The following is a 26,974-nucleotide window of genomic DNA, read 5'->3' on the forward strand; positions in this document are numbered from 1 at the left end:
GCACGGTGCGCTCAGCGCGCCTGTCGGAACGTCAGGTTGTAGCGCACGGCCTGAGCGTCGAAGCTGCCTTCGACGCTCGCGATGCCGTGATAGGCCAGTCGTGACGGGCCGCCCCACACGACGACGTCGCCCGGCTCCAGTCGCACACGGCGCGTTCGGTCGCCCCGTTGCAGACCGCCCCACAGAAAGATCGCGGGCAGTCCGAGCGAGACCGACACGATAGGCGCGCCCAGTTCCCGTTCGTCGCGATCCTGATGCAACGTCAAACGCGCATCGAGCGTGTAACGGTTGATGAGACAGGCGTCCGGTCGAAAGTCGCGATAACCGGTGGCTTCGGCGGCATTGTGCGCGAGTTCGGCGAACGACGCCGGCATCGCGGGCCACCGCTGCTTCGAGAGCGGATCGTGCGTGCCGTAGCGATAGCCCACCCTGTCGCTGATCCACCCCACTTCCCCGCAGTTGGTCATCGCGACCGACATGCGCTTTCCGCCCGGTGTCAGCCAGTGGCGCAATGGCGCTTGCGCAACGACCCCGTCGATGTCCGCCTGCAACGTTTCGAGACGGGAGCGCGCGAAGCCGCGCAGCACGAACGCGCCGGGGCCAAGTGCATCGGCATGGGGTGGGTTCGGCGTGTCGCCGGTGGCGTCGTGGCCGAAGAGGTCGAGCGTCATGGGTTGCGAATGAGTGTGCCGGGATCAGGTCGCGTCGTGCAGGATCACGCCCAGCGTGTACCGATGACCGCTGCGCACGCGGCTCACGCCGTGCCGCATGTTCACGCGATACACGCCGCGCGTGCCGTTCACCGGGCGATGGTGTACGGCGAACACCACGGCGTCGCCGCGCGTGAGCGGCACGACCTCGGCGCGCGATTGCATGCGCGGACGTTGCTCGGTCAGCACGAACTCGCCGCCGGTGAAGTCCTCGCCCGGCTGCGACAGTAGAATCGCGACCTGCAACGGGAAGACGAGATCCCCGTAGAGATCCTGATGCAGGCAATTGTAGTCGCCCGCTTCGTAGCGCAACAGCAGCGGCGTGGGGCGGCGCTGGCCGGCATCGTGGCACTGCGCGAGGTAGGCGTGGTGTGTCGACGGGTATCGCGTGTCGATGCCCATCGCCTTGTACCAGCGGTGCGCGATGTCACGCAACGGCGCGTAGAACGCCTCGCGCAGTTCGGCGACGAGCGTGGGCAGCGGATATGCGAAGTACTGATATTCGCCCTGCCCGAAGCCGTGACGCGCCATCACGATCCGGCTGCGAAAGCGCTCGGACGTCGGCTGGGCGCCCGGGCGTGCGTGGGTCTGGCCGTACATGTCGCAAAGCGCGGCGCACTCGCCGGCATTGAGCAAATGCGGGATGCGTGCCGCGCCGAAAGCGTTGAGTTCGTCTTCGAGTGCGGCCCAGTCGAGCGACGCAACGCGTGTGCTCACCGCGTCACCCGTGACGCCGCGTGGCCTGCCAAACCGGATGCCTCGCGCCCATCACGCCCATCACGCTCACCACGCTCACCACGCTCACCACGTTCGTGAGCGAGCAAGGCACGCTTGCGCTCGACTCCCCACCGATAGCCCGAAAGGGCGCCGTCATGGCGCACGATCCGGTGACACGGAATCGCCACGGCCAGCGTGTTCGACGCACAGGCTTGCGCAACCGCCCGCACGGCCCGCGGCGAGCCGATGCGCTCGGCGATTTGCGCGTAGCTCGCCGTCTCGCCTGCAGGCACGTCGCGCAGCGCCTGCCACACGCGTTGCTGGAACGCGGTGCCGCGTACGTCGAGTGGTAGCGACAGACCGATGTGCGGCGACTCGACGAAGCCGATCACCTGCGCAACCCAGCGCTCGAATTCGGCGTCTGCCCCGGCGAGTTCGGCGTGCGGGAAGCGGTCCTGCAATTCCCGTACGAGTGCTTCCGGGTCGTCGCCCAGCGAAATCGCGCACAGGCCGCGCGACGTCGCCGCCACCAGCAAGGCCCCGAGCGAGCATTGCGCCACGGCGAAGCGGATGAACTCGGCCTTGCCGCCTCCGCGGAACGCGGCGGGCTTCATGCCGAGCAGCGCGTCGGCCTTGGCATAGAAACGGCCATTGGAGTTGAAGCCGGCGTCGTAGTAGGCGGATGTGACGCTCTGCGCGCCCGGCAGGGCGTCGCGCACGCGTCTGGCGCGGCGGGCATTCGCGTAGGCGCGCGGCGTCACCCCCGTGACCGAGCGAAACAGGCGATGGAAATAATGCGGACTCAGGCCCGCTTGTGCGGCGAGCGCGTCGAGCGTTGGCGGCACGTCGGCCGCCTCGATATGACGACAGGCTGCGGTGATCAGCGCCGCATGACGCGCGTCGAGCGCGCCCTGATCGGGTCTGCACCGCTTGCACGGACGAAAACCCGCGCGCTCGGCGGCGGCCCCGTCCGTATGGAAGGCGACGTTCTCGCGCCGCGCGAGCCGCGCACCGCACGAGGGGCGGCAATACACGCCGGTCGTGCGTACCGAGTAGAAGAAGTGGCCGTCCGCCTGCTTGTCGCGCGCAACGACGGCTGCCCATTTGGCTTCGTCGGTGGCGTAACGCGCGTCGGGCGAGAACGCCTGCGGCGCGCCGGCATCGCTACGGTGTGGTGACAGACGTTTGGCGGTCATGGTGTGGGAATGCATCACGAAGGTCTCCCGGTGGCTGATGACTGGCTTTCAGTCTAGGGAGAGCGCCGCGAAGCTGCGCTCCGTTTCTTGCTGTTGAATTCGAAACGTCCGGCGCGCCCGGCGTGCGTGCTCAGACGCCCGGCGGCATGGTCGTGCCGAGCTTTGCCGCCAGACTCATGACCATCACCAGCACGAGCGCCTCGATGGCGACCACGCGGGCGAACGCTGACGTATCGAGGGGCGTCTCGCCGGTATCGAGCGCCAGTCGCGGCAGGAAATGCCAACGGTTCCACGCACCGAGCAACGCGGCACAGGCCACGAGGACGAGTTTCGTCACGAGCCACGCCAGATAGGGAGCATTTTGCGCCGAAAACCACAGCGATGCGTTTTCACCCAGCGTGCGCCATGCGTTGAATGCGCCGGTCACGAGAGCCACGGCCATGGCCAGCGTGGCGACGGACGACAGCCGCTCGCCGTACGCCGCGCGGGCGCCCACCGGCCAGTGACGCCAGCCCGGAATCGCGCATCCGGCGACCAGCAGTGCCCCCGTCCACGCCGCCGCCGCCGCGACGTGAAGCGTGTGCACGCCGATGGCGAGCCCCGGCAGGGAAGCATCGGCCGCGTGACCGGTACTTGCCCGTCCCAGTGCAAGGACAACGGCGCCGGCCGCATAGACCCGGCGTGCGCAACGTTCCTGACGATGCTCGCGGCGGTGGTGCCGGTCGCGAGGATCGTCGGCAATGGGCATGACGGCCCGCAGGCGCTGCCGCGCGTCATACCAGGCCCATGCGCCCGCGCACAGCAGCGCGGCGCCCAGACCCGCGACCCACTGCGCGCGGCCGTAACGCGTTTGCGTGAGCACCAGCCAGACGTCGCCGGCCATTGCCGACGAGGTTTCCCAATCGCCGCCGGTCATGGCTTCGGTGCTGGCCAGCACGTAGGCGAGCCATGCGAGCACGGCCAGCCCTGCCGCAAAGGCAGGCAGCACGCGCAACGTCAGGCCGCGCCGCACGGCATACGGACTGCGCAGCAGCAACACGCCGAGGGCGAGCGCCAGGGCGAGATCCAGCAATCCCGCCGTTGCGGGCTGCCATGTCCCGGCCGCCAGATCGGCCGGCATCACTTCACGGTGAACTTGAAGCTGCCTTGCGTGCGGTGGCCATCGCTGGCCACGGCCACCCAGTTCGCCTGGTAAGCCCCGGCCGTGAGGGCCGGCAGGCTCAACGTGAGCGTCTTGCGTGCGGCGTCGAGTTCCGGCTTGGCGTTGGTGACGGCCTTGCCCTGCGCGTCGACGACGGTGAGTTTCGACAGTGCCCCTTCGAGCGCCGAGTCAAACGTCACACGTACGACTTTCGGCGCTTCGACGGTGGCTTGTGCGGCCGGTTCGCTCGACGCAATGTGCGCGTGCGCCCAGACGCCTTGCGACAGGCTCGTCATGCCGACGGCCAGCGCCGCGGCGAGGCCCCGCGTTGCGCGACGCAGCCGAGCGCGGGTACGCGAGGCGTGAGCATCGTGGGAAGCGATCTTGGAAGTGCGCATATCGGATTGGACTGAGAAAACTGGGAAATCGGTAGGGCGCCATTGGGGCGACGCCGGGAACGAACCATTGCGACCGGCGCATGCAGACAAGTCATCCGCACGTTCGACCGTCGGGAACGGGAGACGTCCGTCGACGCCCCGGTCACGTGAGTCGCGCCGCTCGCCCAGTATCGCAGACCTTGCAGACCGGTGCAGCGGCGCGCGGGTTCCCAGGGCAGGGGCGTTGCGCGGCAAAGTGTCGCGGGTTGGGGCAAGGGATCGCCGCAAGGAAGGGAGGACGGAGGGAAACGGAGGAGACGGAGAAACGGAAGGGAGGTGCACGCAAGGGTGGACATCGAAGGAAAATCGCCGGAAATATGCAACTGAGTTGCAAAATAAGAGGGCGCAACGTATCATCGCACATTATTGCAACTCTGTTGCATTAATTCGCTGTGCCGGTCGCCCGGGCTCCGATGCAGCGAGGCCCGTCCGTGCAGAGGCGACGTCCGCGCGCATCCTTCGGGCGAACGCATGCCTTCCGAACACAGGACCTTGCTGTCATGACCCATCCGCTTTCCCGATCTGCCACCGATCGCCGCCTGCCTGTCACCGTCCTTTCCGGCTTTCTCGGTGCCGGCAAAACCACGCTGCTCAATCACGTGCTGCGCAATCGCGACGGCCTGCGCGTCGCCGTTCTCGTCAACGATATGAGCGAGGTGAACATCGACGCTTCGTTCGTCGAGCGCGGAGCCATCAATGCCGGCGCGGCGCTCTCGCGCACCGAGGAGCGTCTCGTCGAGATGAGCAACGGCTGCATTTGCTGCACGTTGCGCGAAGACTTGCTGATCGCCGTGCGCGAACTCGCACAGGACGGTCGTTTCGACTATCTGCTCATCGAGTCGACAGGGATTGCCGAGCCGATGCCCGTGGCGGCGACGTTCGAATTCCGCGACGAGACCGGCCGGTCGCTCGCCGATGTCGCGCGACTGGACACGATGGTGACGGTCGTCGATGCGTTACACGTACTTCGGGATTTCAACGGGCTCGATACGCTCGCTCAACGCGGCGAAGTCGCGGGCGAGGAAGATGAGCGCCGTCTGGCCGAATTGCTCACCGAACAGATCGAATTTGCGGATGTGGTCGTCGTGAGCAAGGTGGATTGTGTCGACGCGCAGCAACTCGACGCTGTCAAAGCCCTGATTGCCGGTCTCAATCCGTCGGCCAAAATCGTGCTCGGTGAACGCGGACAAGTGCCGCTGAACGAAGTCCTGGGCACCGGCCGTTTCGATCCGGACCGCGCCGGGCAGACGGCTGGCTGGGCACAGGCGCTCGCGGGCGAACACGATTCGGAGGCCGACACCTATGGCGTGACGAGCTTTGTGCTGCGACAGCGCGAGCCGATGCATCCGGCTCGCTTCGCATCGTTCATGTCGATGCCGTTCGACGGGCTGATCCGCGCGAAGGGCTACGTCTGGGCGGCGAATCGTCCGGCGTGGGCGCTGGCTTACTCTCGCGCGGGCAATACGGCAACGCTCGAAGCGGTTGGGCAGTGGTGGGCTGCCGTCGACCCCGATCAATGGCCCCCCGCCGGCGACCCGCAGCGCACGGCCATCGAAGCGAACTGGGAAGCGCCGTGGGGCGACCGCATCAACGAGGTGGTGTTCATCGGGCGCGCGCTGGATCGTCACGCCATCGAAACGGCATTTCAGGCGTGCCGGCTAAGTGTTGTCGAGTTGGCACAGGGGGACGCCGCATGGCGTGACAGCGAGGATGCCTTGCCTCTGGCAATGGACGGCGAGGTCGATGAGGCGGGCGTCGGTGCATGAGCGGGGCGCTTCGGCAAAAGACCGGCGTCATGTGTGACGTGCATTACGTGCGTTACGTGCGTTACGTGCATTATGTGCGTGGTGCGTAAGGCCTCGCGAACCGCAAAAAAAGGCGCGGCCGGCGCCGTGAGGCACCGGCCGCGTGGACACCGGGGTACGGTGGTGTCCGAGGAGCGGCGCACGGCGGGAAGCTGTCCGTACGCCGCGCCCGCCGTTTGCGCTTCGGCTCGCCTTAGAAGTCGGGCGTTTCCACCGGGCGCAGATCGAACACGAGCACTTCGGCGTTGTTGCCGTTGGCGATCGTAAGCGCCGTTTCGTCGCGCACCCGCACACCGTCCCCTTCGCCGAGGGCTACACCGTTCACACTGACGCTGCCGCGGGCGACATGCACGTAAGCGTAGCGGTTCGGCGCGAGCGTCAACGTAGCCGACTCGTCCTTATCGAACAGTCCGGCATACACGCGCGCATCCTGATGAATGCGCAGCGAGTTGTCGCTGCCGTCCGGCGAGATGATCTTGCGCAACTGGCCGCGCTTTTCCTCCGGCGTGAAATGCTGTTGCTGATACTCCGGGGCGATGCCTGCCTGATTCGGCACGATCCAGATTTGCAGGAAGTGCACCGGCGAAGTCTTCGAGTGATTGAATTCACTGTGTGCCACACCGCGCCCGGCGCTCATCAACTGCACGTCGCCCGGTTCGATCACCGATCCCGTACCCATCGTGTCCTTGTGTTCGAGCGCGCCTTCCAGCACGTACGAAAAGATCTCCATGTCGCGGTGCGGGTGCTTGCCGAAGCCCTGTGCCGGTGCCACGCGGTCGTCATTGATCACCAGCAGATCGGAGAAGCCGACTTGCTTCGGATCGTAGTAATTCGCGAACGAGAACGTATGGCGCGAACTCAGCCAGCCATGGTCCGCAATGCCTCGGTCGGTAGCTTTTCTGATGTCCAGCATGATGGGCTCCTGTGTCTTCATCGTTTCGTCAAGAGGCTGGGTTGGCCTCGATGAATGACATTTTAGAGTCCCCACGCAGAACTACAATCCATCTGATATGAGAATAATTGTCTCGTATCAGGTGACAATTGTGGCCCTGCCGTTCCGAGCGATTTCCCAGAGTGCGACGGACAATTCTTAGGTTACGGGGTACAAATTGCCGAAAGCGGCAGCCGCGCCGCCCGTGGCGTGGTGCGATGTGCGAGACTACGAGCCTTCATCGAAAGGCCAGCCGGCCGGCCGCCGCAGGGCGGGCAAGACTGGCTGACCGGCGGTCGTTCGCGCTCATGAGGCGCGGGCGCCAATCCTCGTCCTGATCACCCGCTACTGGAGCATCGTCATGAGCCGCAGTTACGCTTTCCGTATCGTCAATGTCTTCGCCGAATCCACTTTCGGCGGCAATCCGTTGTGCGTGTTCGAGGACGCGCGCGGCATGAGCGACGACGAGATGCGATCGCTGGCGCGTCAGTTCAACCTGTCCGAGACGACCTTCATTTTGCCGTCGGAGACCGCCGACGCCCACGTGCGGATCTTCACACCCGGCTACGAAATGCGTTTCGCCGGCCATCCGACGCTCGGCACGGCCCACGTGCTGCGCGCCATGCGCAAGCTTGGCGACCATGTCACGTTGCAGTTCGCCGCCGGCCTGGTGCCCGTCGAGGCGAAGGGCGATCACTGGACGCTCACGGCGCCCTCGTCGGGCGAACCGAAAATTGAGAAGGCGAGCGAGGCGGACGCGGACATTGCGGCGCTCGTGCGCCTGAACCGCGACGATCTGGCGCAGTCGCCGCAGTGGGTCGATACGGGGGCCGATCAGTTGCTCATTCCTGTGCGTAACGCCGAGGCTGTCGCCCGCGCGCAACCGGACAGCGCCATGCTGGAGCGCTGGCCGCTATCGAGTCTGGAGCGCAAGACCGGTTACGTGTTTTCCATCGATGCACAGACGGGCAAAGAATTGCAGGTCACCGCGCGCTACTTCTTCACGACGCAGGGCGGTGGCGTGAGCGAGGACCCGGGCACCGGCTCCGCATGCGCCAATCTGGGCGGCTGGCTGATCGGGCAGGATTACCCGTTGCCGGTGCGTGCGCGAGTGTCGCAGGGCGACGCCATCGAGCGTCCGTGCCGCCTGACGCTTGAAGTGACCGGGAACCGAGAAATTCGCGTGGGCGGAAATGTGATCGAGATCGCGCGCGGCGAGGTGAGCCTGTAAGGCTTGCGCAAACGTTTCAGGACGACAGTCGTATGTATGCACTGGCAGCACCGGTCGAAACCGAACTGGATATCAGGAAGAGCCGGTTTATCGGCATTGTCATGCCCGTGGTGTCGCGCGAGGCGGCCATGCGCGAACTCGACGCACTTCGGGTGCGTTATCCGAACGCCACGCATTACTGCTGGGTGCTGTTGTGCGAGGGGGCGTCGGGGTTCGACGACGACGGCGAGCCGGGAGGCACCGCCGCAAAGCCGATGTACAACGTACTCATGCACAAGGGGCTGGCCAATGTGTTCGCGGTGGTGGTGCGCTACTACGGCGGCATCAAGCTCGGTGCCGGCGGGCTGACGCGCGCCTACGGACAGGCCGTGAGCGAAGCGTTGAAACTTGCTACGCTCACGGCCATCGAGCCGACGGTCGAGCTACGGTATCGCTGCACGTTCGCCCATGAGGCGACGCTGCGCCGGCTGGCACAGCGCCATGCCGCAGAGATGCTCGACGCCGCCTACGACGACGGCGTCGTCCTGCGTCTGCGGTTAAAGGCACGCGACGTGCAGGCGTTCGAAGCCGACGCAACGCAAGCGCTCAGCGGCGGCCTCGAACGATGTGACGGCTGAGACGTTCGGGGCGCGCTGCCCGCTCAGCGCACGTTGATCACGCCACGCATGCCGGCTTCGAAGTGCCCCGGTTCCAGGCAGGCGAAGTCCACCGTACCGGCCTGCGTGAAATGCCACACGAGCGTTTTCGTCTGGCCGGGTTCCACCGTTACCGCATTGGCTTCGGTATGCGTCATGCCGGGCATCTGCTGCATCATTTTCGCGTGCTCCGCGAGCGAGGCCGCCGTGCCCAGCGTCAGCTCGTGACGGATCTTGCCGTTGTTCGTCACCACGAAGCGCACCGTGTCGCCGCGCCTGACTGTGAGCGTGGCGGGCGAGAAGCGCATGGTGTCGCGCATGTCGACGTCGATCGTACGCGTGGCCTTGGCGTCGTCACCCGGCTCGCCGATGGCAGCCGCTTCGCTGCCATGGCCGTGTTGCATATGCATCGCGTGCCGGTCGTCGGCGAAGGCCGGCGCGGCCAGCGCGAGCGCGGCGAGGCACAGCAACGGTGCGGCCACAGCGCGGCCCCGTAGCGGCGCGTGAGCGTTGCGGGGTGAGGACATGGGCGAGGTGTAGCGCGAACGACTCATGATTTGACTCCGGTTTTGCCTGCGCTGGCGGGCTGGCGATGGGTTGAAGGTAATGCCGAAGTGCTGCCCTGCCACGGACTGGCGACAGTGCCGCGCGGCGCGCGATACCAGCCCGGATCGCGATAGCTGTCGCGGGGAAGATCGTGCCGCACTTTGAGCGTGGTGAACATGCCGCCCATTTCGATGGGGCCGTGCGGGCCGGTCCCCGTCATCATCGGCAGTGTGTTTTCCGGCAAGGGCATTTCCATGCCGTTCATCGATGCGCCGGTCTCGCCCATGGCCATGTAGTCGGGAATGATGCGCGCAATCTTCGTGGCGATCTCGCGCTGATTCACGCCGAGCATGGTTGGCACGTCGTGACCCATCGGGTTCATCGTATGGTGCGACTTGTGACAGTGGAAGGCCCAGTCACCGGGCTCGGTGGCGTCGAATTCGATGGCGCGCATCTGCCCCACGGCGACGTCGGTCGTCACTTCCGGCCATTGGGCCGCGGGCGGTATCCAGCCGCCATCGGTGCCGGTCACCTTGAACTCGTGTCCGTGCAGGTGGATCGGGTGGTTCGTCATCGTGAGATTGCCGATGCGAATGCGCACGCGCTCGCCTTGACGTGCCACCAGCGGGTCGATGCCGGGGAAGGCGCGGCTGTTCCACGTCCACAGATTGAAGTCCGTCATCTCGTTCACGCGCGGTGTGCGCGAGCCGGGATCGATGGCGTAGGCGTTGATGAGAAACACGTAGTCGCGCTCGACCGGCATGAACGACGGGTCTTTCGGGTGCGTGACCCAGAAGCCCATCAGGCCCATCGCCATTTGCATCATTTCGTCGGCATGCGGGTGGTACATGAACGTGCCGGGGCGCTTCGCTTCGAACTCGTAGACGTATGTCCGGCCAGGGGCAATGGCGCGCTGGTTGAGGCCTGCCACACCATCCATGCCGTTGGGCAGGCGCTGGCCGTGCCAATGCACGCTCGTCGCTTCGGGCAACCTGTTCGTCACGTACAGACGGACGCGGTCGCCTTCGACGACTTCGATGGTCGGCCCCGGACTCTGACCGTTATAGCCCCAGAGGTTCGCCTTCATGCCCGGCGCGATTTCCCGGACGACCGGCTCCGCGACGAGATGGAATTCCTTGACGCCGTTGCGCATGCGCCAGGGCAGCGTCCAGCCGTTGAGCGTAACGACGGGGCGATAGGGCCGGCCGTTGGGCGGGGCGAGAGGCCTGGCGGTGCTGGCGTCGTTGCGCGTGGCAGCGTCCGGCAGCGCAGCGAGGCTGGTGCGTTCGACGGCAGCCGCGCCCATCACGGCGAGGCTGGCGTCACGCAGGAATCGTCGGCGCGAAGTCATGCGCCACCTCCGTGTTGGTGAGGGTTGGTGGGTGCCGCTGTGGCCGATGCCTCAACGCCCTCCGGTTCGCCGCCGCCGAGGCTCTCGCGAAACGCGGCGTCGGCGAGCCAGTAGCCGGCAGTCGCATCGATGTAGCCGAGCACGGCGTCGCGTTGCTCGCGAGCGTCGCCGAGCAGATCGAAGACACTGGCGAGCATGCCGTTGTAGCGCAGCAGCCACTCGTCCGAGACGCGTTGCCGCATCGGCAGGATCGTCGTGCGGTAATGCTCCGCGATATCCCACGCGGCGAGCGTCTGGGCGCGCCGCGTGCGCGCGTCGGCCCTGGCGGCAACGGCGGTATCGGCCAGACGGTCGACGCTTTGGCGGTAGCGTGCTTCGGCTCCGGCAACACGTGTCGAGCCCCAGTCGAATAGCGGGATCTCCAGCGAGATTTCGTAGCCGTGCTCGCTGGGCCTGCCCGTTTCGCTGTTGTTGCGGTACGCCGCGTCGAGCACGTTGACGAAGCGCGTCACGCGCGTCAGGCCGAGATCGCTCGTGGTGGCGTCCAGCGCGGCGCGTGCGGCGCGAACGTCGGCGCGCTCGCGAATGGCTTGCGCTTCGGCTCCGGGCCACGCGGGGCGCTTACGCGGCAGGTCGGGTAGCCGCGCGGGCAGCGTGAAGCTCAACTGCTGTCCCCACAGGCCCATCTGGCGCGCCAGTTGTTCGCGGGTGGAAGTTGCCTGCTCGCGTGCACGTGCGAGACGCGCTGCCGTGTCGGCGTAGACGAGATTTTCCTGCGTGCGTCGCATCGCACTGAAGTTGCCCGCACGTGCCATGCCGTCTGCGAGTTCGCTGGCGGCCTGTGTGGCGAGCGTCGTCTGCTCGAGAATCTGTACCCGCTGCTGGGCGGCGACGGCTTCGATCCAGGCGCGTCGCGTTTGTGTGGCCTGTTCGACGACGGCTTGTGTCACCTGTGCCTGCACCTGCGCGAAGCGGCGGGCTTCGATGCGCGATGCGAGGGGCATGGTAAGCACGCGAACGAAGTCGATGCCCCACGTGCGCTCGATACCGGTATCGCCGCCGCCTTGTACGCGTTGGAACGAGAAGCGCGGGTTAGGTAGACGACCTGCCTGCACGAGCGATGCCTCCGCGATGCCGAGTTCCGCGTAGGTCGCTTGCAGGCCGCGATGGTTCAGCAGCGTGAGGCGAATGGCGGTGTCGAGGTCGAGCGGGCGTGTCAGGAGATCGTCGCGTTCTTTCGCGAGTGCCTGTGCGGTGGCGTCGTCACGCGCCCAGACGGCAGGTTGGCCGAGGCGCTTTTGCGCCGCTTCTGCCACCGGGGCAAAACCGCCGTCGTCGCTGAAGGTGGCACAGCCCGAGAGCACGAGGGCGGCGAGCGCAGCGATCGCAAGCGGCGCGCGGCGACCCGCCTGGCCGTGCGGTGAGGCGAAGGGTGGCGCCGCGGCCGTTTGGCGCGGGGACATCCGCGCGGGGAAAAGGGTGTTCGTCATTGGGCCCCTCTGTGCGTGCTGTGTCCCGCGTGCGGACCGGCTGCCGGTGCCGTGGGCGCCGTATGCCCTATCGCTGCGCGGTCCATTGGTGTGGGCGAGGTTCGCTCCGAGGCGGGTGGTGTCGGTGCACTGTGTCCCGCATGTCCGCCGTTATGGCCCGGCGGGGCTTTCGTGTGCGCGGGCCCGCCATGGTTCGCCATGTCGTGCGCCGCCCCGGACATGCCGCTCATGTTGGACACGCCGGCGTTGACCATCCGCCAGTCGCTCGTCGCGACAGACGGCGCCGGTGGGGTGAAGCCGTGCAGCACGCCGACAGGAAGCGGGCCGATGGGCGCGTCGGGAGACGCCGAGTCGCTGGACGCGACCGGCGATGGCGCGCTCCCGGCGCCGACAGCCGGTGCGGATCCGGCAGCCCACAGCGATAGCGCGAGCGGCACGCACCATGCGCGCCGTCGTAAGGCAAGAAACGTCATTGAAAGACTCGTCGATCAGGCGACACCGAGGCGTTGCGCGAGGTGCAAACCCACGTTGTGCGCATCGCCCGGCGTCGCACGTTCATCTGGCAGACGGACTCACGAGGGCAGACGACAGGCGAACGTGTGCCAGTCGCGAAGCAGCGCGTAAGTCAGTCCGGCGCGGAACGGAGACGGCGCGTATCCGGTCGCGTATCCGCTGCGTACGTGCGTGGCATCAGGTGCCGCAGCAGCGTTCGACGCGATCCGGTGCCGTCAGGCGACGAGGGGTTTCGGAGGACGATCGGGAACCGCAACGAAGGCGCTGGCGGCCGACGTGCGAAGGAACGGGATGGCGGTGGAAGGTTGAGCGTCCGGCAGTCGCAGCGCCACGCTGGGCGGAAGCGCCGTGCAAACGACGCACGCGGCGCAAGCCGAACAACTGGCGTGCTGACCGAGCGGCTCCTGCGAACCCGGCGAACCGTGCGTTTGGTGCAACGTGTGCGCGTTGTCCGAATCGGCAGTGCGGGCCGAATCGGAAGCGGGGGACATTGTCGCGTGATGCCTCGCTGTCATGGCCGCAGCGTCACGCGTTGCAGCGCTGGCCAATGGCGCCGGAGTCGCGGGCATTCCCTGCACTCCCGGGGCTCCCGGTGCGCAATGCGTGCGCAGCGCGGCCATAGCCTGCAACGGCAGGGTCACGCACACGAGCAACAGCACGAGGAATTTGCGCCAGCGATTCATGCCGTGCAGTCTAGCATCGCACGCGCGTCACTCGCAAATCGACGTGCGGCATACCATCGTGCACGGGCGGCAGTTAATCCGGCAGTTAATCCGGCAGTTAATCCGGCAGTTAATCCGGCAGATAACCCGGCGGGAAAGGCAGCCCTCAATGCTCGAACAGATGGAACGTCTCGAAGTGGGTGCGCCGTCTGGACAATGCCACGAGATTGACGATGCACACGGCAGCTACCAGCACGAACAACGGGACAGACACTTCGACCGTGTCGCGCGCCAGCAAGGAGAAAACGGTCAGCATCACCATGAGTGTGAGCAGCACGCGATGCAGCCATGCCGCCAGACGCAGATGGCGCTCGGACTGCGCGACGAGTACCACGAGCGAGACATAGAACGGCGCCGCGAGCACGGCAAGTACACATAGGGCGAGCAGCACGCCCAGCACGTTGGCGAGCCATTCGTGCCCGTCGGCGGCGCTCGACTGCACGCCGGCGACGGTCGCCGCCGCGAGATAGAGCAGCATCAGACCATCGAGAACGATCGCGAGTCGGTTCATGACATCTCTCCGGCGAAAAAGGTGCGGAGTGGATAGCGCCCTGTGCAAGGCGACAGGGACTGGTGCAGATCAATCATCGGAGCACAGGCACCGCGATCGCGGTCGACCGTGTCCCGCCAGCGGCAGGCCAGACTAGCCGCGTCACGCGATATTTCTGTGACAGCGGCCGGCACGCGGAGTGCTGCCGTCAGCGTGGCGGCGATGGCGTTGCGGATGGCAATGGACGTCCGTCGGCTTCCGCCGTGTCGGACAGGCCCGACATGCCCGACACGCCCGACACGCCCGACATGCCCGACATGCCTGACATGCCTGACATGCCTGACATGCCTGACATGCCCGACACGCCTGACATGCCTGACACGCATGACATGCGGTCGAGACTTGCTCTGTCCGGCGCGCCCGCGCCATTGGACAGCAGCGCGAGCCCGAGCCAGACGGCGGCCGCGTGCACGCTGGCGGGGTTCGACACCGCCTGCACGCGGTAGAGGGCGACGTTGCCGCAGTCGTCCGAGCAGAACAGATCGCGCTCCAGATCGGCCACCACATCGAGCCGTTGCTGAACGCGATAAAAACCCAGGGGAGTGAGATCCTCAACGAGCGCGGCGAGCGTCTCGGGATAGAGAAAGACGCGGGATGGCCAATGGCCATGCCGGAGCCGGAATTTACCGAGCGCACCAAGCACATGCGCCAACGTGCCGCCATGACCGCGAACGAAGCCGATCAGGTGCGACGTGCCGTACCCGTTGGTATACACAAACGCTCCGTTGACTTCCCGAAGGTGAGTGCCCGGTAAATATTGATCTTGTGATTCGATAGTTGCAGACGGGGGACGTGGGCGAAATCCGAACTTTCGCCTAGTCCGTCGGCATGAGTGCCGGCGGCGCACAAATGGAAACCGGCGGACTAAGCCGCCGGTTGAGGCCCCATCGGGGCATCGCCAGCCGCGTGTACCGGCGCGGCATGGTATGGGCCAAGGAGACTTGGCACCGAGGGGTATTGCCGTGATGCATTCGAACCCCCATGGGGTTCCCGGCCATGCCCATGCAGCTTCGCTGCGATTTGAGTATAGGACGCGCGCGTCGCCCGGCAATCGGTTTTTCGGATGAGCGCGGCGCACATCCCCCAAGAGAACTATCACAACGGTACACACTCGAATTGACGCACGATTTCCCTCGTGACTGTGGTTTCGTCTGCGCACACTTTGCGTTCTAATGGCACCATTCCAGACGATGCGCAAAGCGGCGCAGCGCATGGCGCTCACGCTGCGCGCCGCCGCACTTCAGTCAACATTCCAATAATGTCAACGAAATCTCTACAACGATGGGCCTTGCTGGCTTGCCTTTGCGCGGCGCACACGGCGTTCGCCGCCGACCAGTGCGAGGGCATCCTGATGCTGGCCAAAAGCGCGCAAACCGGCTTTGAGGACATCACCGGCCCGCTTGCAGCCAAGAACGAACGGGGCGAAAGCTATCAGGCCACTTACTCGGTGCCGGGCGGCGACTGCAAGGTGTTCCGCGCCACGGGCCTCGCGCCGACCTACGAGTGCATCTGGGATTACCAGAAGATCACGCCGATGGACCTGCGCAATCAGGCGCAGAAGTTCGCGACCGACGTGTCGCGCTGCACCCGTGGCGTGACCACCATGCGCACGACCACGACGAACCCGGCCGGTCTGCCCGCGGAGTGGCAGAGCGCGAGCCGGAAGTTCGCGCGTGAGGTGAATTTCACCATCACGGCGCAGGACCTCGTGACCCCCCGCGGCGAGCGCTTGCGCGAAATCTCGCTGTCGGTCGAGAAACAGGTCGGCAAGTCTGTCGACCGGTAAGGCGCGCGACCTTCCCGGCGCAGGCAGGCGGGGCGTGATCAGCCCCGTCCCGCAGGGTTTCGTCGTCTGACGAAGGATCGGCGAACGCCGGTTTTCGTCACGCCGCCGAACCGGTTACAAACGGTTGCAGACGGCCCGGCGCATTAACATCTTTTCAGTCGACGCTCGTTCGGCTGACCCGGTACAGTCATTCTTGAGGCGTATGGCGCACATGCAATCCGCAAGTGCCGGCGACGCCTCGTGCCCACCGGCCCCACGTTCGTGGCCGGAATATGTGGCTGAATCGAAATGAGTGCCCGACTGCGTTGCTGCTTCCTGTTATTGCTGGTGTGTGCCTACCCTGCCTGGGCCGATGGCGGGCGTGGGCGCGACATGCTGGACCTCAACAAGGCGTCGCTGCGCGAAGACATTAGCCGTTTCAATGCCGATCGCGGGCGCGGTCAGGCAGCGTATCCGAACTGGGCCGCACCGGCGGAACCCCGCGAACGCCAGTACACGCCGCAAGGCGAACCGCGCGGCCAGCGCGGCGGCGAGGGCGGTCGACGCAACCGCTGAACACCCTTGCGCTGCTGCCGCGCGGCGCAACACCTCAGGGGAGTTCCGGGGGACGGCACAATCTGCCGCGTGTCCCAATGCCGCCGCCGTTGCCGCGCCGTTGCCCGTTACCCCCGCATCACGCTCCCCGCTCGCCCGCCGCAAGGCAAATGCCGTCGCCGCCGGCGGAATCGTTTTTCCTCCCGTCCTTCCGATGCACCGAATGTTGCACATGTGCAACATTGAATGCGGCCATCCCGCGCCAAAATCATCCGCCAGTCGCCCTTGGCCACGGTCCAGCAGTCGCCAAGTTCACCGCGAATGTGAGTGTTCGCTAACTCGTTGATGTGCGAGTTATATCGATCTCGTTATACCGGGATTAATTGTGGCGCGTATGGTCGTCCGATTTTTGTCTACCCACCATTTCCCGGCCACTTCATGTGGTGCATTTTTCCGGACGGTTTCGGCCTTTCTGCGCAGGGTGGGGCTATGCGAGAATCACGGCCGTTTATCAGGGAGGCGCTTCTCGAATGGGCGCCGGCAGGTTCCGCGCATGGCGGGAACAGGCACACAAAATACATAAACCAAGGAGAAGTCAATGAAGCGCAGTATGGCCAAGGGCATTGGCGGGGCACTCGTTCTGGGCGCATGCGCCGGCGCGATCAGCACGCCGGCATTCGCACAATCGAACGTCACGCTGTACGGTCAGGTGGACGCCTGGGTGGGCGCCGTCAAGAACCCGGGCAGCGACCGGGCATGGACGCAGGGCGGCGGCGGCATGTCGACGTCGTACTGGGGCATGAAGGGCAATGAGGATCTCGGCGGCGGCCTGAAGGCGGTGTTCGTGCTCGAAGACTTCTTCCGCCCGCAGAACGGTCAGTACGGCCGCTTCCAGGGCGACTCGATGTTCTCGCGCAACGCCTACGTCGGTTTGCAATCGGATACGGCCGGTACGGTCACGATGGGCCGGCTGACGACGTCTTACTTCGTTTCGACGATTCTGTTCAACCCGTTCGTCGACTCTTACACCTTCAGCCCGATGGTGTTCCACACCTTCATCGGCCAGGCTGGTCAGGGCATCGTTGGCGACTCCGGCTGGAGCAACGCCGTGATGTACACCACGCCGAACTTCAAGGGCCTCTCGGGCAGCGTGTCGTATGCCTTCGGTAACAAGGCGGGCGAGACCGGCCAGAATAAGTGGAGCGCCTCGGCGCTGTACTTCAACGGTCCGTTTGCCGCGACGCTCGCTTACCAGCAGGTCAAGTTCGACGCCGTGCCGGACGACCTCGCCGGCATGGCCGGCTTCCGCAGCCAGCAGGCCGTGCAACTGGGGGCGACCTACGACCTTCAGGTCGTGAAGTTCTTCGGCCAGTACCAGTACATCCGCAACAACATTACCGGCGGCGGCGTGTCGGAGAACGGCGGCCAGCTCGGCGTGTCGGTGCCCCTGGGTAACGGCAAGGTGCTCGCCTCGTACGCGTACACGAAGAGTTCGGGCGCGAGCAACGTGAACCGCAAGACGTGGGCGCTCGGCTACGACTACAACCTGTCCAAGCGTACCGACATTTACGCGGCGTACATGAACGACAAGGTCAGCACGCTCTCGGGTGGCGACACCTTCGGTGGCGGCGTTCGCATGAAGTTCTGACGGGATAGCACACGCGCCAGGTCGCGCGTGCCGGTTGGCGTTGCCGAAAGGGCGGACGGAGGGCAGACGGTGTCGTCTGCCCTTTTTCGTTGTGCTGCGGCACGTTTCGCACAGCGGTTTCGCGCGTCGCCGATCCGACGTGTCCGCGATATGATTTGTGCACCGCGCAAGACGGTACCCCGCCACCTTTCAGCACAAACGGAGCAGAGACGACATGACGATTCAACACGTAGGCATCATTGGCGCAGGCACGATGGGTAACGGCATCGCGCAGGCCTGTGCGGTGGCCGGACTGCCGGTGACGATGATCGACATCAGCGACGCGGCGGTGCAAAAGGGTCTGGCGACGATTGCCGGCAGCCTCGATCGCCTCATCAAGAAAGACAAGCTGAGTGCCGCCGACAAGGATGCCGCGCTGGCACGCATCACGACGTCGACCGAGTACGCCGCGCTTGCCGGGGCCGACATCGTGATCGAAGCCGCCACCGAGAACTTCGATCTGAAGGTGAAGATCCTCAAGCAACTCGAAGACGTGGCGAAGGAGGGCGCCATTCTGGCGTCGAACACGTCGTCGATTTCGATCACGAAGCTCGCGGCGGTCGTCTCGAAGCCCGAGCGATTCATCGGCATGCACTTCTTCAATCCGGTGCCGCTCATGGCGCTCGTGGAGATCATTCGCGGCCTGCAAACGAGCGACGAGACGCATAGCCGTGTCGATGCGCTCGCGCGCACGCTCGGCAAGTCGCCGATTACGGTGAAGAATGCACCGGGCTTCGTCGTGAACCGGATTCTGGTGCCCATGATCAACGAAGCCTTCTTCGTGCTGGCGGAGAATCTGGCGTCGCCCGAAGAGATCGACGAAGGCATGAAGCTCGGCTGCAACCATCCGATCGGACCGCTGGCGCTTGCCGACATGATCGGTCTGGACGTCTGCCTGTCGGTGATGAACGTCTATTACGAGGAGTTCGCCGACTCGAAGTATCGTCCATGCCCGCTGCTCAAGGAGATGGTCGCTGCCGGTTATCTCGGCCGCAAGACGGGACGTGGCGTCTACACGTACTGACGCGAGTGCCACCGGCGCGCGTCAGGCGCGCCGGTGGCGAAGCATCGACATCGCCCCCGTAGCGGGCATGACGCTCAGGCACCGTTCGCCCGCTGCGCGCCGTTGACCGGCGGGAGCCCCGCCGGGCTCGCCGAATCCGGCGAACTCGATGACCCGTAACCGCTGGACTCTCCCGCGCCGCCGGTTCCGCTCGACGACTCCGCCGTCGATTCGCCCGTGGAACCTCGCGTCGATCCCCGTGCGCTCATCGTACTCGACGCCGTCCCCGCACTGCCCATGCTGCCCCGGCTGCCGAATCGCCGCAGGCTGCCGCGCCGCGGCCCCAGGGGGCGCGTGAGCGACACGGTGTATGACTCGCCGGGCCTGTGGCCGATGTCGGCAAAGGCCGCGTCGAGTACGTGCCCTGTCTCCTGCGGGTCCTTCGACATGGCAAATCCCACCGCCTTGACGCGACTCCACGGGTCGAGCAGCACGGTCGTGTCCCGTGCGCCCATGACCAGACCGGCGAAGTGGGTGCCGGTGATGCCGTCCGCACTCGTACCGTCGTATTCGACGGGCGTGGCAAGCTCCAGTGCGTCGATCAGCTCATCGGACTCCGTATAAAGTACGAGCGCATGCGGCGCACGATATTTCGGTCGCACCGTGATCATGCGAAGGCAGTCGCCAGGGATGCCGCCTTCGATCAGAAAGTGAAAAAGAATCTCGGCGTTCTCCTGACAAAACGCCTCGGTGCCCGGGTTGAGCCGGTAATGGCTCGCCGTGAGGAACGCGGCGAGCCGTTGTTGCTCGAACAGCGACGCGTTGGGCGGCACTTGTTCGAGCGCGGCGCGAATGGCGTCGCGATTGCGAATGATCGAGTTGTCGCGAAATTTCCGGAGATCCGGCCGGTTCGTGCGCATGAGCTTCATTCGGGACACTTCGGCATAAGCGCCGAGAATCGCGTTTTGCACATCGTCGTCGCGCAAGTGACTGAGTACGGCGTCGACGTCGTGACGATTGAGCGCGATGCTGTCGGGTGTCGTCACCCGACTATTGCCGCAACCGCCGCCACACACTCGCAGCGGCGCATGGGCTTCCCAGCGGCCGCTGTGCGGGTCGTATGTCACCGGCACCTGCGCCAGCGTTCGCCGTACCGAGTCGATGAGCCAATGGTCTGCGCCTGGCGCGCGCGTTGCGAGGTAATACCCGGCCTCGCCCCGCAAATACCGCTGCCCGTCGATAACCACGAGCCTTGCATCGCCGCTCGGGGGCAAGCGCTCCGGCGCAATCTGTTGCGCATATCCTTCGAGATACCGGTCCTCTCCGGCGATGTACATCGGGGGGAGGTCGTCGGACACGCCGGGGCGGAGTTCCGCTTTCGCGCCGTCGTCCATGTCCGCATGCTCGATGGCGAATTCGAGCGCACCGGAGGCCACCTTTCTCTCCACGCCCTCGAAGGTCTTGGCCGGGCTGTGCTCGATCGTGCGCATGACCGGGCGCGATCCCGCATCCGGATCGGCATCGGCAAGCAAGCCCTGCGCCATTCGCCTGCCGCCCGCGCCCGGGCGCAGCGCGCTGCCGAGCGGGCGCGCCAGCACACGCGGATCCGCGCTTTGCAAAATCGCGATGACGCGCTCGGCCGACACCGGTTTGCCGTCCCGCTCGTCGGCGACGACCTCCATCACTTCCGAGGGCAGTCGCAGCATGGCCACCTCGGGGATCAGGCCGGTCGCCACGTCCACCATATGGGTGCGTTGTTGGATGGCTTCGCGTGTCCGGTCGTCGATGGCGTGGCCGGTGAGCAACGCGTACACGTCTGCCGCCGAATCGCCGAAGTGCCTGAACGGCTCGCTTCCCCTGCCGAGCGAGCGCAGCACGTCCTGGAGCGAGTACTCGCGCTTGATCGTCATCTGCGGCGAGACCGGCTGCGCGACGACATCCACGGACGCTGCGATGGCGTCGGGCTGCGGCGAGACGGCGGCATCGCAATCGTTCCGGCCACCGGTTCCATCCACATCGTCCGTCTGCGCGCATTGCCGTGACGTTTTCGGTATCGCGCCTGTAGCGGGCGACACGAGGTTCGCCACGAGCATGAGCGCGAGCGCCGCAGGCCAGGCGGTGGTGACGCGTGAGCGGACGGCGCCCTCGGACGCCTGGCTGGGCGTTGCGGGGCGTATGCGCATGGCGGGCGACGCCGGTGCGAGTTGCGCTCGCGCAAATGCATCGCGAAACCGTGTATCTGTTGGCTTGCGCGCACGTGTGGCGATTCGGTGCTGTGCGGCCCGATGCTGTCGGGAGCGAGACAGCGAGTCGGTCGGAACGAAGGGGACGGCGGAGGTAGCACGGCGATATGTGGCATAAGGCATGGCAACGTCTCCGGGCAAAAGTGAAGGTGCGAGCGAGGCGTCAGTTCTCCGGCTCGGGCGGGGCCATCGGCGGCGTGTGGCGTCTGCCTGGGGCGCTCGCGGCAGGATTGCCAGATAACGCCACGACGGAGTCCGGGGCCGGCTTCGCATAGAAGGCCGGGAGGGACAGCGCGGAGGGGTCCGACGTTCCTGATGCGCCTCCCGACGTTCCCCCCGAACTCGCCGTGCTGGCGACGCTGCCCAGACTCGTCTGGCTGCTCAGCGTGCCGCGGCGCCCGGCGAGCGGCCGCGTGACCGACACGGTGTAGGGATAACCGCTCCGATGGCCGATGTCCGAGAGCGCGGCGTCCAGAATGTCGACCACGTCATGCGGGCCATCGGCTCGTGCGAACGAGATCGCCTTGTTGCGGCTCCACGGATCGAGCAACAGTGTCGTATCGCGGGTCATGTAGACCGCCCACGCGAACTGCGCCGACGAAACACCATCCTGATGCAGGCTCAGGCGGGGTTGTGGCGTCGAGATGTCGAGCATTTCGATGAACAGCGGCGATTCCGTGTAGAGCACCATGACGTGCGGCGGCCTGTTTTTCGGCTGCACCGTAATCATGCGAAGCTGGCTGACGTCGATGCCGTCCTGAAGCAGAAAGCGAAACAGAATCTCGGCGTTCTCCTGACAAAACGCTTCGGCAAAGGGGTGGTCGTAGTAGTACCGTGCGGTCACCTCGGCGGCCTGGCGTTGCTGCTTGACCAGCGGCGACTGACGGTCGATGTCCTTCATCAGCGTTCGCAGCGAGACACGATGATCGATGATCGAGTTGTCGCGCATCGTGCGCAGGTCGGGACGGTTCGAGCGGATCAGATGCAGGCGGGCGAGGTCGGCGAACGAATTCTGAATCGCCTCCTGCGCCGATTCGTCGGGCAGGTGCCGGGTCGCCGCGAAGATGTCCTCGAAGCTTCCCGCGATGCTGTCCGGTGTCAGGGGGCGGCTGGAGCCGCAGCCGCCGCCACACAGGCGCAAGGGCTCATGCGCCTGCCACCGGTCAGTCGACGGATCGTACGTGACGGGCACCTGGGCGCGGTTGCGGCGCGGGGCGTCGACGAGCCAATGATCGGCGCTCATTCCCGGCGTGGCCCGGTAGTATCCCGCCTCGCCGCGCAGATAATGACGGCCGTTCACGATCACGAGACGTGTGGCCTCCCGTGTCGGCAATTCCGCTTCCGAGAACGTCTGTTCGTAACCGTCGAGATGGTCGAATTCCCCCTGAATCGCGAAGCGGCTCGTGGGCGCACGACGCTCGGAAAGATTGTCAGGCACGCCGGCGAAGCGCACGGATTGGTCGTCGGGCGTCCGGCGGGGCGCCCAGGCCTGTCGGGAATCCGCTTGGCGAATGACGTCAGGTGCGGCGGCCACGGCGCTCGCAGCGGTCGCTTCGCGGGGTCTTGCCGATATTGCGCCGCCGCGAGGCGACCCGAACTGCACCAGATCAATGAGGCGGTCGATGGATGGCCGCTTGCCTTCGAGGCCATCGACCGTCGCTTCCGAGATTTCGGCGGGCAGTCGCAGCAGTTGCACTTCCGGAATGAGGCCCGTCGTGATGTCCACGGCACTCGTCCAGCCTCGCATCGTCCTGCGCGTCTCGGGGGAGACTTCTTGCCCGGTCATGAGCGTGTAGGCATCGGTCATCGATTCGCCGGCACTGGTAAATGGCGCGCGTGCTGCGGCCAGCGCTCTGAGCGCGTCGACGACGTCGTAATCGGTCTTGATCCCCGAAGTCTGCACGGGCTCGACGATCACCGTATCCGGTACGATGGCTGGCGGCGGCAGATGGGCCTCGCCGTCGAATCGATGTACGGCTCCGGCGCCTTCGGGCACTACGGACGGGTCGCGCGGGCGGCGCGGTAACGATGCCGTCGCACCGGCGGCGAAATTCGCGACGAGCATGACCGCGAGCGCCGCGGGCCAGATGCCGTTGCCACGCTCACCGCGTTCGACATGTCTGCCATGCCGGCGCGCCGGTGACGAACAACGTGCGGCGCGGAGCGACGCGCACTCGGAGCGAGCGCCGCGAAATGCGCCCGCGAAACCTGCGGCGCGTCGCTTGCGCGGCGCGCCGTGCGGTGCGCCATAGCAGGCGGGCGCGCGGTGAGCGAGAGGGTGAGCCGTCAAAGCCATGATGAAGCCTCCGAGGCAAGCGCCGGGTTACTCAACGTCGCTGCTGACGCTTCCGAACAGACTCGATCTGCCGGACGTCGCACCGCTTCCGCTTCTGCTTCCGTTTCCACTATTACCGCTATTGCCTCCACTGCCTGCACTCGCCAGACTGCTGACGCTTGCCCGGCGGCTGTCGAGCGGACGCGTGATCGACACGCGATACCCGTGTCCCGGGCGATGGCCGATGTCGGCGAATGCGGCGTCGAGCGCATCGACCATTTCCACTGCATGATTGGTGCGCACGAACGATGTGGCTCGCGAATGGCTCCATGGATCGAGCAGGATGGTGGAGTCGCGCGATTCGTACACTTCGCGCGCGAACACCGTGTCGGTAATGCCATCCGGACGGGCGTTCGACGGCGGTTGAGGTGTCGCCGCTTCGAGCAGCGCGACGAGACGTTCCGACTCGGTGTACAGCACGAGCACGTGCGGTGGCCGGTTTCTGGGCTGCACGGTAATCATGCGCAGGCGTTCGGCGGGAATGCCATTCGCCAGCAGATAGTGAAAGAGGATCTCCGAGTTCTCCTGACAGAACGCCTCGGTGTACCGATTCCAGTAGTAGTACAGCGTCGTAATCATCGATGCCTCTTCCTGCTGCCGGATCAGTGGGAGATTGCGCTTGATGTGTTTCATCGACGCTCGCAATGCCGCGCGGTGGTTGACGATCGAGTTGTCGCGCATCATGTTCAGATCCGGCCGGTTGCTGCGTGTCAGATGCAGCAGGCTGAGATCGTCGAACGCATGACGAATCCCGTCTCGCGTGTGCTCGTCGCGAAGGTGCGCGGTGGCCTCCAGAATTTTCTCCTCATCGTGAACAATGCTGTCGGGCGTCGCTGCCCGGCTCGGGGCGCAGCCGCCGCCGCAAAGGCGCAGCGGCGCCTCGGCGCGCCACCGGCCCGTGGGCGCGTCGTAGTGGACGGGCACTTGCGCCACATGTCCGCTTCCCCGTGGGGCGACGACGAGCCAGTGGTCCGTGCTCAATCCGCGCGTCGCATGGTAAAAGCCGGCGTCGCCGCGCAAGTAGTGTTTCCCGTCGACCAGCAGAAGCCGGCGATCCTCGCCCGCGGGCAGACGGTCGTACGGCAGCGACTGCGCGTAGCCCTGCAAGTGCTCCTGTTCTCCTTCAATCGTCCAGCCATGCCTGGATTGCGCGAACGGCGACGGTACGTCACGCGCCACTTCGCTGGCATGGGCCGGCGCAATGTCGGGGCCGTCCTGCCGGAGTGCGACAAGTTGGCGGCGGGCGTCGAGTTGCCGCTGTCTGAACACACTGGCGAAATTCGGGCGTGCACGCACGATGCCTGCGCTGGCGCCGCCGCGCACATCCGCCGATTGCATCCATTGGACGATGCGTTCGGTCTGCGGCGCACGTCCTTCCATGGCGTCGGCAGCCATGGCGGCGGCATCGCCCGGCATTCGCGTCAACCGGATGTCGGGGATCAGGCCGGTGGCGAAATCCAGTGCCTGTGCCCACTCGCCGATGGTTCTGCGGGTGTCCGGCGCCACGGAATGGCCGGTGAGCGATGCGTACATCTGGACGAGCGAATCGCCGGTATGCCGGAACGGATGAGCGGATGCGGCGATGACGTCGAGGAATTCCGCGAGCGTATAGTCCGATTTGATCGCCGGGGCTTCCAGGGGGCGGATCGAGATGACGCCGGAGGGCGCGGGGGAATGACCCGTTTCAATGCACGGGGACCTCGGGGGAACGGTTCCCACCTCGGCACAGTCGACGGCGCGGATCGTACCGCGCGGGAGCGTGCGCGCGGAGGTCGGCGACGCCAGATTGGCGACCAGCAACACAGCGAACGCCGCCGGCCAGACAGCGTCGCCCGGGGACGGCGCGGAGGCGGCGTGCACGCGGCGCGTGCCCCGGCTTGCCTGCGTTGTATTGCACGAACGCGAACGCGTGACATGGGTAGCATCCGCCGTACACGCGCGGCGCAATGCGTGTGACAGGTGGGCTGGCGGCGCGCGATGCCTCGCCGGTGACAGGCCATAGTGCGGCGTGAGCTGGCGGGGGCTGTGATGCGGGACGTGCGGCATGGCGATCTCTCCCGAGATAAGGGCCACCGCACACGCCGCATGATGATGGATGTGCCGACGTTTCGGTAGCCCGGGAGGAGAAGACTGCCATTGCGCCACGGCAGCGGGCTTGCGTATCGGTCAGGACAACTATCGATTTGCGCGCGGACGTTCACGCAACCACACGAATGCTGGCATCAAACGTGTGGTTCGAAGCTCTTGTCGGATCAGCTCGCGAGCCGTTTGCGTGTGTCGTCGTATTCCTGTTTCAGACGCGCGATGATTTCGGCGGCCGGACGCACGTCGTCCATCAGGCCCACGCCCTGCCCGGCGCCCCAGATATCCTTCCACGCCTTTGCTTTGGAGAAGTTCATTGCGGACTTGTCGGCCGTGGGAAGATTATCGGGATCGAGGCCCGCATTCAGAATGCTCTGGCGAATGTAATTGCCCGACACGCCGGTGAAGAGGTTGGTGTAGACGATGTCGTTGGCGCTCGCATCGACGATGGCTTGCTTGTAAGCGTCGCTCGCGTTCGCTTCTGACGACGCGATGAAGCGCGTGCCGATGTAGGCAAGGTCGGCCCCCATCGCCTGCGCCGCGAGAATCGATCCGCCGTTGGCGATCGAGCCGGAAAGCACGATGGGGCCGTCGAAGATCTTGCGCACTTCGCCCACCAGCGCGAACGGCGAGAGCATGCCCGCATGACCGCCCGCGCCGGCTGCGACGAGAATCAGACCGTCCACACCCGCTTCGAGCGCCTTGTTGGCGTGACGCAGGTTGATCACGTCGTGCAGCACGATGCCGCCGTAGCTGTGCACCGCATCGAGCACTTCCCTGGGCGGTGCGCGCAGGCTCGTGATGAAGATCGGCACGCGATGCTCGACGCATACGCGCACGTCGTGTTCGAGACGCTGGTTCGATTGATGCACGATCTGATTCACGGCGAGCGGGCCGACGAGCGCATCGGGATTCGCCGCCTTGTACGCGGCCAGTTCTTCGGTAATACGCGAGAGCCAGTCTTCGAGAATCTGCGGCTCGCGTGCGTTCAGGGCGGGGAAGGCGCCGACGATGCCCGCCTTGCATTGGGCGAGCACCAGCTCCGGGTAACTCACGATGAACATCGGCGATGCCACCACGGGCAGCGCCAGGTTTTGCAGAATCTTGGGAAGGGCCATGGAGTCTCCTGAGGCGGGACGGCCGGCGCACGGCGTGCGCGGCGTCGGTACGTGGTGGCGTGTCGCGACGGGACGCGTGCAACGACTTCTGTTCGCGAACGGTCGTTCGATTATAGGGGGATTCATGGGTTGCCCGGCGAGCGTTCACTCGAAGAAAGCTTCAGTTCGCACGGTTCGATTTCCCTGGTATCAGGGAAAGTCCTCTTGGGGG

The 26,974-nt window shown here is 65.7% G+C and carries 23 protein-coding genes; 7 read left to right on the forward strand and 16 right to left on the reverse strand.

Features of this window, described 5'->3' with window-relative positions; translation table 11 throughout:
* Positions 1-11: 11 nt before the first annotated feature.
* From alkB to AB870_RS01675, 5 genes are all read right to left on the reverse strand, one after another.
* Positions 12-671, reverse strand: a complete 660-nt coding sequence (alkB, locus tag AB870_RS01655; RefSeq protein WP_047906674.1) for a DNA oxidative demethylase AlkB — start codon at positions 669-671, stop codon at positions 12-14.
* A gap of 24 nt (positions 672-695) precedes the next feature.
* Positions 696-1,427, reverse strand: a complete 732-nt coding sequence (locus AB870_RS01660; RefSeq protein ID WP_084663215.1) for a 2OG-Fe(II) oxygenase — start codon at positions 1,425-1,427, stop codon at positions 696-698.
* Complete coding sequence (gene ada, locus AB870_RS01665; protein WP_084663217.1) at positions 1,424-2,623, reverse strand: bifunctional DNA-binding transcriptional regulator/O6-methylguanine-DNA methyltransferase Ada; 1,200 nt, start codon at positions 2,621-2,623, stop codon at positions 1,424-1,426. Before ada ends, AB870_RS01660 begins: the two co-directional genes overlap by 4 nt.
* A 130-nt stretch (positions 2,624-2,753) precedes the next feature.
* A complete protein-coding gene (locus AB870_RS01670) occupies positions 2,754-3,743 on the reverse strand; it encodes a copper resistance D family protein (protein ID WP_047906676.1) in 990 nt (329 codons plus the stop codon).
* Positions 3,743-4,060 carry a copper resistance protein CopC gene (locus AB870_RS01675; RefSeq protein ID WP_047908680.1) on the reverse strand — a complete coding sequence of 106 codons (318 nt, stop codon included), beginning with the start codon at positions 4,058-4,060 and terminating at the stop codon, positions 3,743-3,745. Before AB870_RS01675 ends, AB870_RS01670 begins: the two co-directional genes overlap by 1 nt.
* Positions 4,061-4,701: 641 nt before the next feature.
* Here AB870_RS01675 and AB870_RS01680 point away from each other — a divergent pair.
* Positions 4,702-5,967: a GTP-binding protein gene (locus AB870_RS01680; protein ID WP_047906677.1), complete on the forward strand. Its 1,266-nt coding sequence runs from the start codon at positions 4,702-4,704 to the stop codon at positions 5,965-5,967.
* A 232-nt stretch (positions 5,968-6,199) separates the two neighbouring features.
* Here the strand turns inward: AB870_RS01680 and AB870_RS01685 are convergent, their stop codons facing one another.
* Positions 6,200-6,919 (reverse strand): pirin family protein, encoded by a 720-nt coding sequence (locus AB870_RS01685; RefSeq protein ID WP_047908681.1) that lies wholly within the window; start codon positions 6,917-6,919, stop codon positions 6,200-6,202.
* Between the two features lie 379 nt (positions 6,920-7,298).
* On the opposite strand from AB870_RS01685, the gene AB870_RS01690 reads away from it, so the two are divergent.
* Together AB870_RS01690 and AB870_RS01695 are read left to right on the forward strand one after the other, a co-directional pair.
* The gene (locus tag AB870_RS01690) at positions 7,299-8,168 is read left to right on the forward strand and encodes a PhzF family phenazine biosynthesis protein (RefSeq protein WP_047906678.1); all 870 of its coding nucleotides are present in this window, start codon (positions 7,299-7,301) and stop codon (positions 8,166-8,168) included.
* Positions 8,169-8,200: 32 nt separating this feature from the next.
* Positions 8,201-8,785 carry an IMPACT family protein gene (locus AB870_RS01695; RefSeq protein ID WP_047906679.1) on the forward strand — a complete coding sequence of 195 codons (585 nt, stop codon included), beginning with the start codon at positions 8,201-8,203 and terminating at the stop codon, positions 8,783-8,785.
* Positions 8,786-8,808: 23 nt separating this feature from the next.
* Here AB870_RS01695 and AB870_RS01700 read toward each other — a convergent pair whose 3' ends face one another.
* The 6 genes from AB870_RS01700 to AB870_RS26925 form a co-directional block, all read right to left on the reverse strand.
* The gene (locus AB870_RS01700; protein ID WP_237170024.1) at positions 8,809-9,357 is read right to left on the reverse strand and encodes a cupredoxin domain-containing protein; all 549 of its coding nucleotides are present in this window, start codon (positions 9,355-9,357) and stop codon (positions 8,809-8,811) included.
* Positions 9,354-10,700 carry a multicopper oxidase family protein gene (locus AB870_RS01705; protein WP_047906681.1) on the reverse strand — a complete coding sequence of 449 codons (1,347 nt, stop codon included), beginning with the start codon at positions 10,698-10,700 and terminating at the stop codon, positions 9,354-9,356. The genes AB870_RS01700 and AB870_RS01705 overlap by 4 nt, the downstream gene beginning before the upstream one ends.
* Positions 10,697-12,190, reverse strand: coding sequence for a TolC family protein (locus tag AB870_RS01710; protein WP_237170025.1), 1,494 nt, complete (start codon positions 12,188-12,190; stop codon positions 10,697-10,699). The genes AB870_RS01705 and AB870_RS01710 overlap by 4 nt, the downstream gene beginning before the upstream one ends.
* Positions 12,187-12,663: a hypothetical protein gene (locus AB870_RS26215; protein WP_157112199.1), complete on the reverse strand. Its 477-nt coding sequence runs from the start codon at positions 12,661-12,663 to the stop codon at positions 12,187-12,189. The genes AB870_RS01710 and AB870_RS26215 overlap by 4 nt, the downstream gene beginning before the upstream one ends.
* An 868-nt stretch (positions 12,664-13,531) precedes the next feature.
* Positions 13,532-13,936, reverse strand: coding sequence for a hypothetical protein (locus AB870_RS01720; RefSeq protein ID WP_047906683.1), 405 nt, complete (start codon positions 13,934-13,936; stop codon positions 13,532-13,534).
* Between the two features lie 187 nt (positions 13,937-14,123).
* The gene (locus tag AB870_RS26925; protein ID WP_053059524.1) at positions 14,124-14,690 is read right to left on the reverse strand and encodes a hypothetical protein; all 567 of its coding nucleotides are present in this window, start codon (positions 14,688-14,690) and stop codon (positions 14,124-14,126) included.
* A gap of 420 nt (positions 14,691-15,110) precedes the next feature.
* Here AB870_RS26925 and AB870_RS01730 point away from each other — a divergent pair, with 420 nt between their 5' ends.
* The 4 genes from AB870_RS01730 (at position 15,111) to AB870_RS01745 (ending at position 19,006) form a co-directional block, all read left to right on the forward strand.
* Entirely contained in the window at positions 15,111-15,761 is a 651-nt protein-coding gene (locus AB870_RS01730; RefSeq protein WP_157112200.1) for a hypothetical protein, read from the forward strand.
* 288 nt (positions 15,762-16,049) lie between these two features.
* On the forward strand, positions 16,050-16,316 hold the full coding sequence (locus AB870_RS01735) for a hypothetical protein (protein ID WP_047906685.1): 267 nt from the start codon (positions 16,050-16,052) through the stop codon (positions 16,314-16,316).
* A 577-nt stretch (positions 16,317-16,893) separates the two neighbouring features.
* Entirely contained in the window at positions 16,894-17,943 is a 1,050-nt protein-coding gene (locus AB870_RS01740) for a porin (protein WP_047906686.1), read from the forward strand.
* Between the two features lie 214 nt (positions 17,944-18,157).
* The gene (locus AB870_RS01745) at positions 18,158-19,006 is read left to right on the forward strand and encodes a 3-hydroxybutyryl-CoA dehydrogenase (RefSeq protein ID WP_047906687.1); all 849 of its coding nucleotides are present in this window, start codon (positions 18,158-18,160) and stop codon (positions 19,004-19,006) included.
* A gap of 74 nt (positions 19,007-19,080) precedes the next feature.
* Here AB870_RS01745 and AB870_RS01750 read toward each other — a convergent pair whose 3' ends face one another.
* The 4 genes from AB870_RS01750 to AB870_RS01765 all read right to left on the reverse strand — a co-directional run bounded on the left by AB870_RS01750 (position 19,081) and on the right by AB870_RS01765 (position 26,763).
* On the reverse strand, positions 19,081-21,168 hold the full coding sequence (locus AB870_RS01750; RefSeq protein WP_047906688.1) for a hypothetical protein: 2,088 nt from the start codon (positions 21,166-21,168) through the stop codon (positions 19,081-19,083).
* A gap of 223 nt (positions 21,169-21,391) precedes the next feature.
* Complete coding sequence (locus AB870_RS01755) at positions 21,392-23,524, reverse strand: hypothetical protein (RefSeq protein WP_047906689.1); 2,133 nt, start codon at positions 23,522-23,524, stop codon at positions 21,392-21,394.
* Positions 23,525-23,551: 27 nt separating this feature from the next.
* Positions 23,552-25,609 (reverse strand): hypothetical protein, encoded by a 2,058-nt coding sequence (locus AB870_RS01760; RefSeq protein WP_157112201.1) that lies wholly within the window; start codon positions 25,607-25,609, stop codon positions 23,552-23,554.
* Positions 25,610-25,815: 206 nt separating this feature from the next.
* Complete coding sequence (locus AB870_RS01765; protein WP_047906691.1) at positions 25,816-26,763, reverse strand: NAD(P)H-dependent flavin oxidoreductase; 948 nt, start codon at positions 26,761-26,763, stop codon at positions 25,816-25,818.
* Between the last annotated feature and the right edge of the window lie 211 nt (positions 26,764-26,974).

It is taken from the genome of Pandoraea faecigallinarum (assembly GCF_001029105.3).
GTDB lineage: Bacteria > Pseudomonadota > Gammaproteobacteria > Burkholderiales > Burkholderiaceae > Pandoraea > Pandoraea faecigallinarum.

Coding starts and splice junctions, on each gene's coding strand:
- alkB (WP_047906674.1), bottom strand. CDS start 671: ATGACGCTCGACCTCTTCGGCCACGACGCCACCGGCGACACGCCGAAC.
- ada (WP_084663217.1), bottom strand. CDS start 2,623: ATGACCGCCAAACGTCTGTCACCACACCGTAGCGATGCCGGCGCGCCG.
- AB870_RS01670 (WP_047906676.1), bottom strand. CDS start 3,743: ATGCCGGCCGATCTGGCGGCCGGGACATGGCAGCCCGCAACGGCGGGA.
- AB870_RS01675 (WP_047908680.1), bottom strand. CDS start 4,060: ATGACGAGCCTGTCGCAAGGCGTCTGGGCGCACGCGCACATTGCGTCG.
- AB870_RS01680 (WP_047906677.1), top strand. CDS start 4,702: ATGACCCATCCGCTTTCCCGATCTGCCACCGATCGCCGCCTGCCTGTC.
- AB870_RS01685 (WP_047908681.1), bottom strand. CDS start 6,919: ATGCTGGACATCAGAAAAGCTACCGACCGAGGCATTGCGGACCATGGC.
- AB870_RS01690 (WP_047906678.1), top strand. CDS start 7,299: ATGAGCCGCAGTTACGCTTTCCGTATCGTCAATGTCTTCGCCGAATCC.
- AB870_RS01695 (WP_047906679.1), top strand. CDS start 8,201: ATGTATGCACTGGCAGCACCGGTCGAAACCGAACTGGATATCAGGAAG.
- AB870_RS01700 (WP_237170024.1), bottom strand. CDS start 9,357: ATGAGTCGTTCGCGCTACACCTCGCCCATGTCCTCACCCCGCAACGCT.
- AB870_RS01705 (WP_047906681.1), bottom strand. CDS start 10,700: ATGACTTCGCGCCGACGATTCCTGCGTGACGCCAGCCTCGCCGTGATG.
- AB870_RS01710 (WP_237170025.1), bottom strand. CDS start 12,190: ATGACGAACACCCTTTTCCCCGCGCGGATGTCCCCGCGCCAAACGGCC.
- AB870_RS26215 (WP_157112199.1), bottom strand. CDS start 12,663: ATGACGTTTCTTGCCTTACGACGGCGCGCATGGTGCGTGCCGCTCGCG.
- AB870_RS01720 (WP_047906683.1), bottom strand. CDS start 13,936: ATGAACCGACTCGCGATCGTTCTCGATGGTCTGATGCTGCTCTATCTC.
- AB870_RS01735 (WP_047906685.1), top strand. CDS start 16,050: ATGAGTGCCCGACTGCGTTGCTGCTTCCTGTTATTGCTGGTGTGTGCC.
- AB870_RS01740 (WP_047906686.1), top strand. CDS start 16,894: ATGAAGCGCAGTATGGCCAAGGGCATTGGCGGGGCACTCGTTCTGGGC.
- AB870_RS01745 (WP_047906687.1), top strand. CDS start 18,158: ATGACGATTCAACACGTAGGCATCATTGGCGCAGGCACGATGGGTAAC.
- AB870_RS01750 (WP_047906688.1), bottom strand. CDS start 21,168: ATGCGCATACGCCCCGCAACGCCCAGCCAGGCGTCCGAGGGCGCCGTC.
- AB870_RS01755 (WP_047906689.1), bottom strand. CDS start 23,524: ATGGCTTTGACGGCTCACCCTCTCGCTCACCGCGCGCCCGCCTGCTAT.
- AB870_RS01760 (WP_157112201.1), bottom strand. CDS start 25,609: ATGCCGCACGTCCCGCATCACAGCCCCCGCCAGCTCACGCCGCACTAT.
- AB870_RS01765 (WP_047906691.1), bottom strand. CDS start 26,763: ATGGCCCTTCCCAAGATTCTGCAAAACCTGGCGCTGCCCGTGGTGGCA.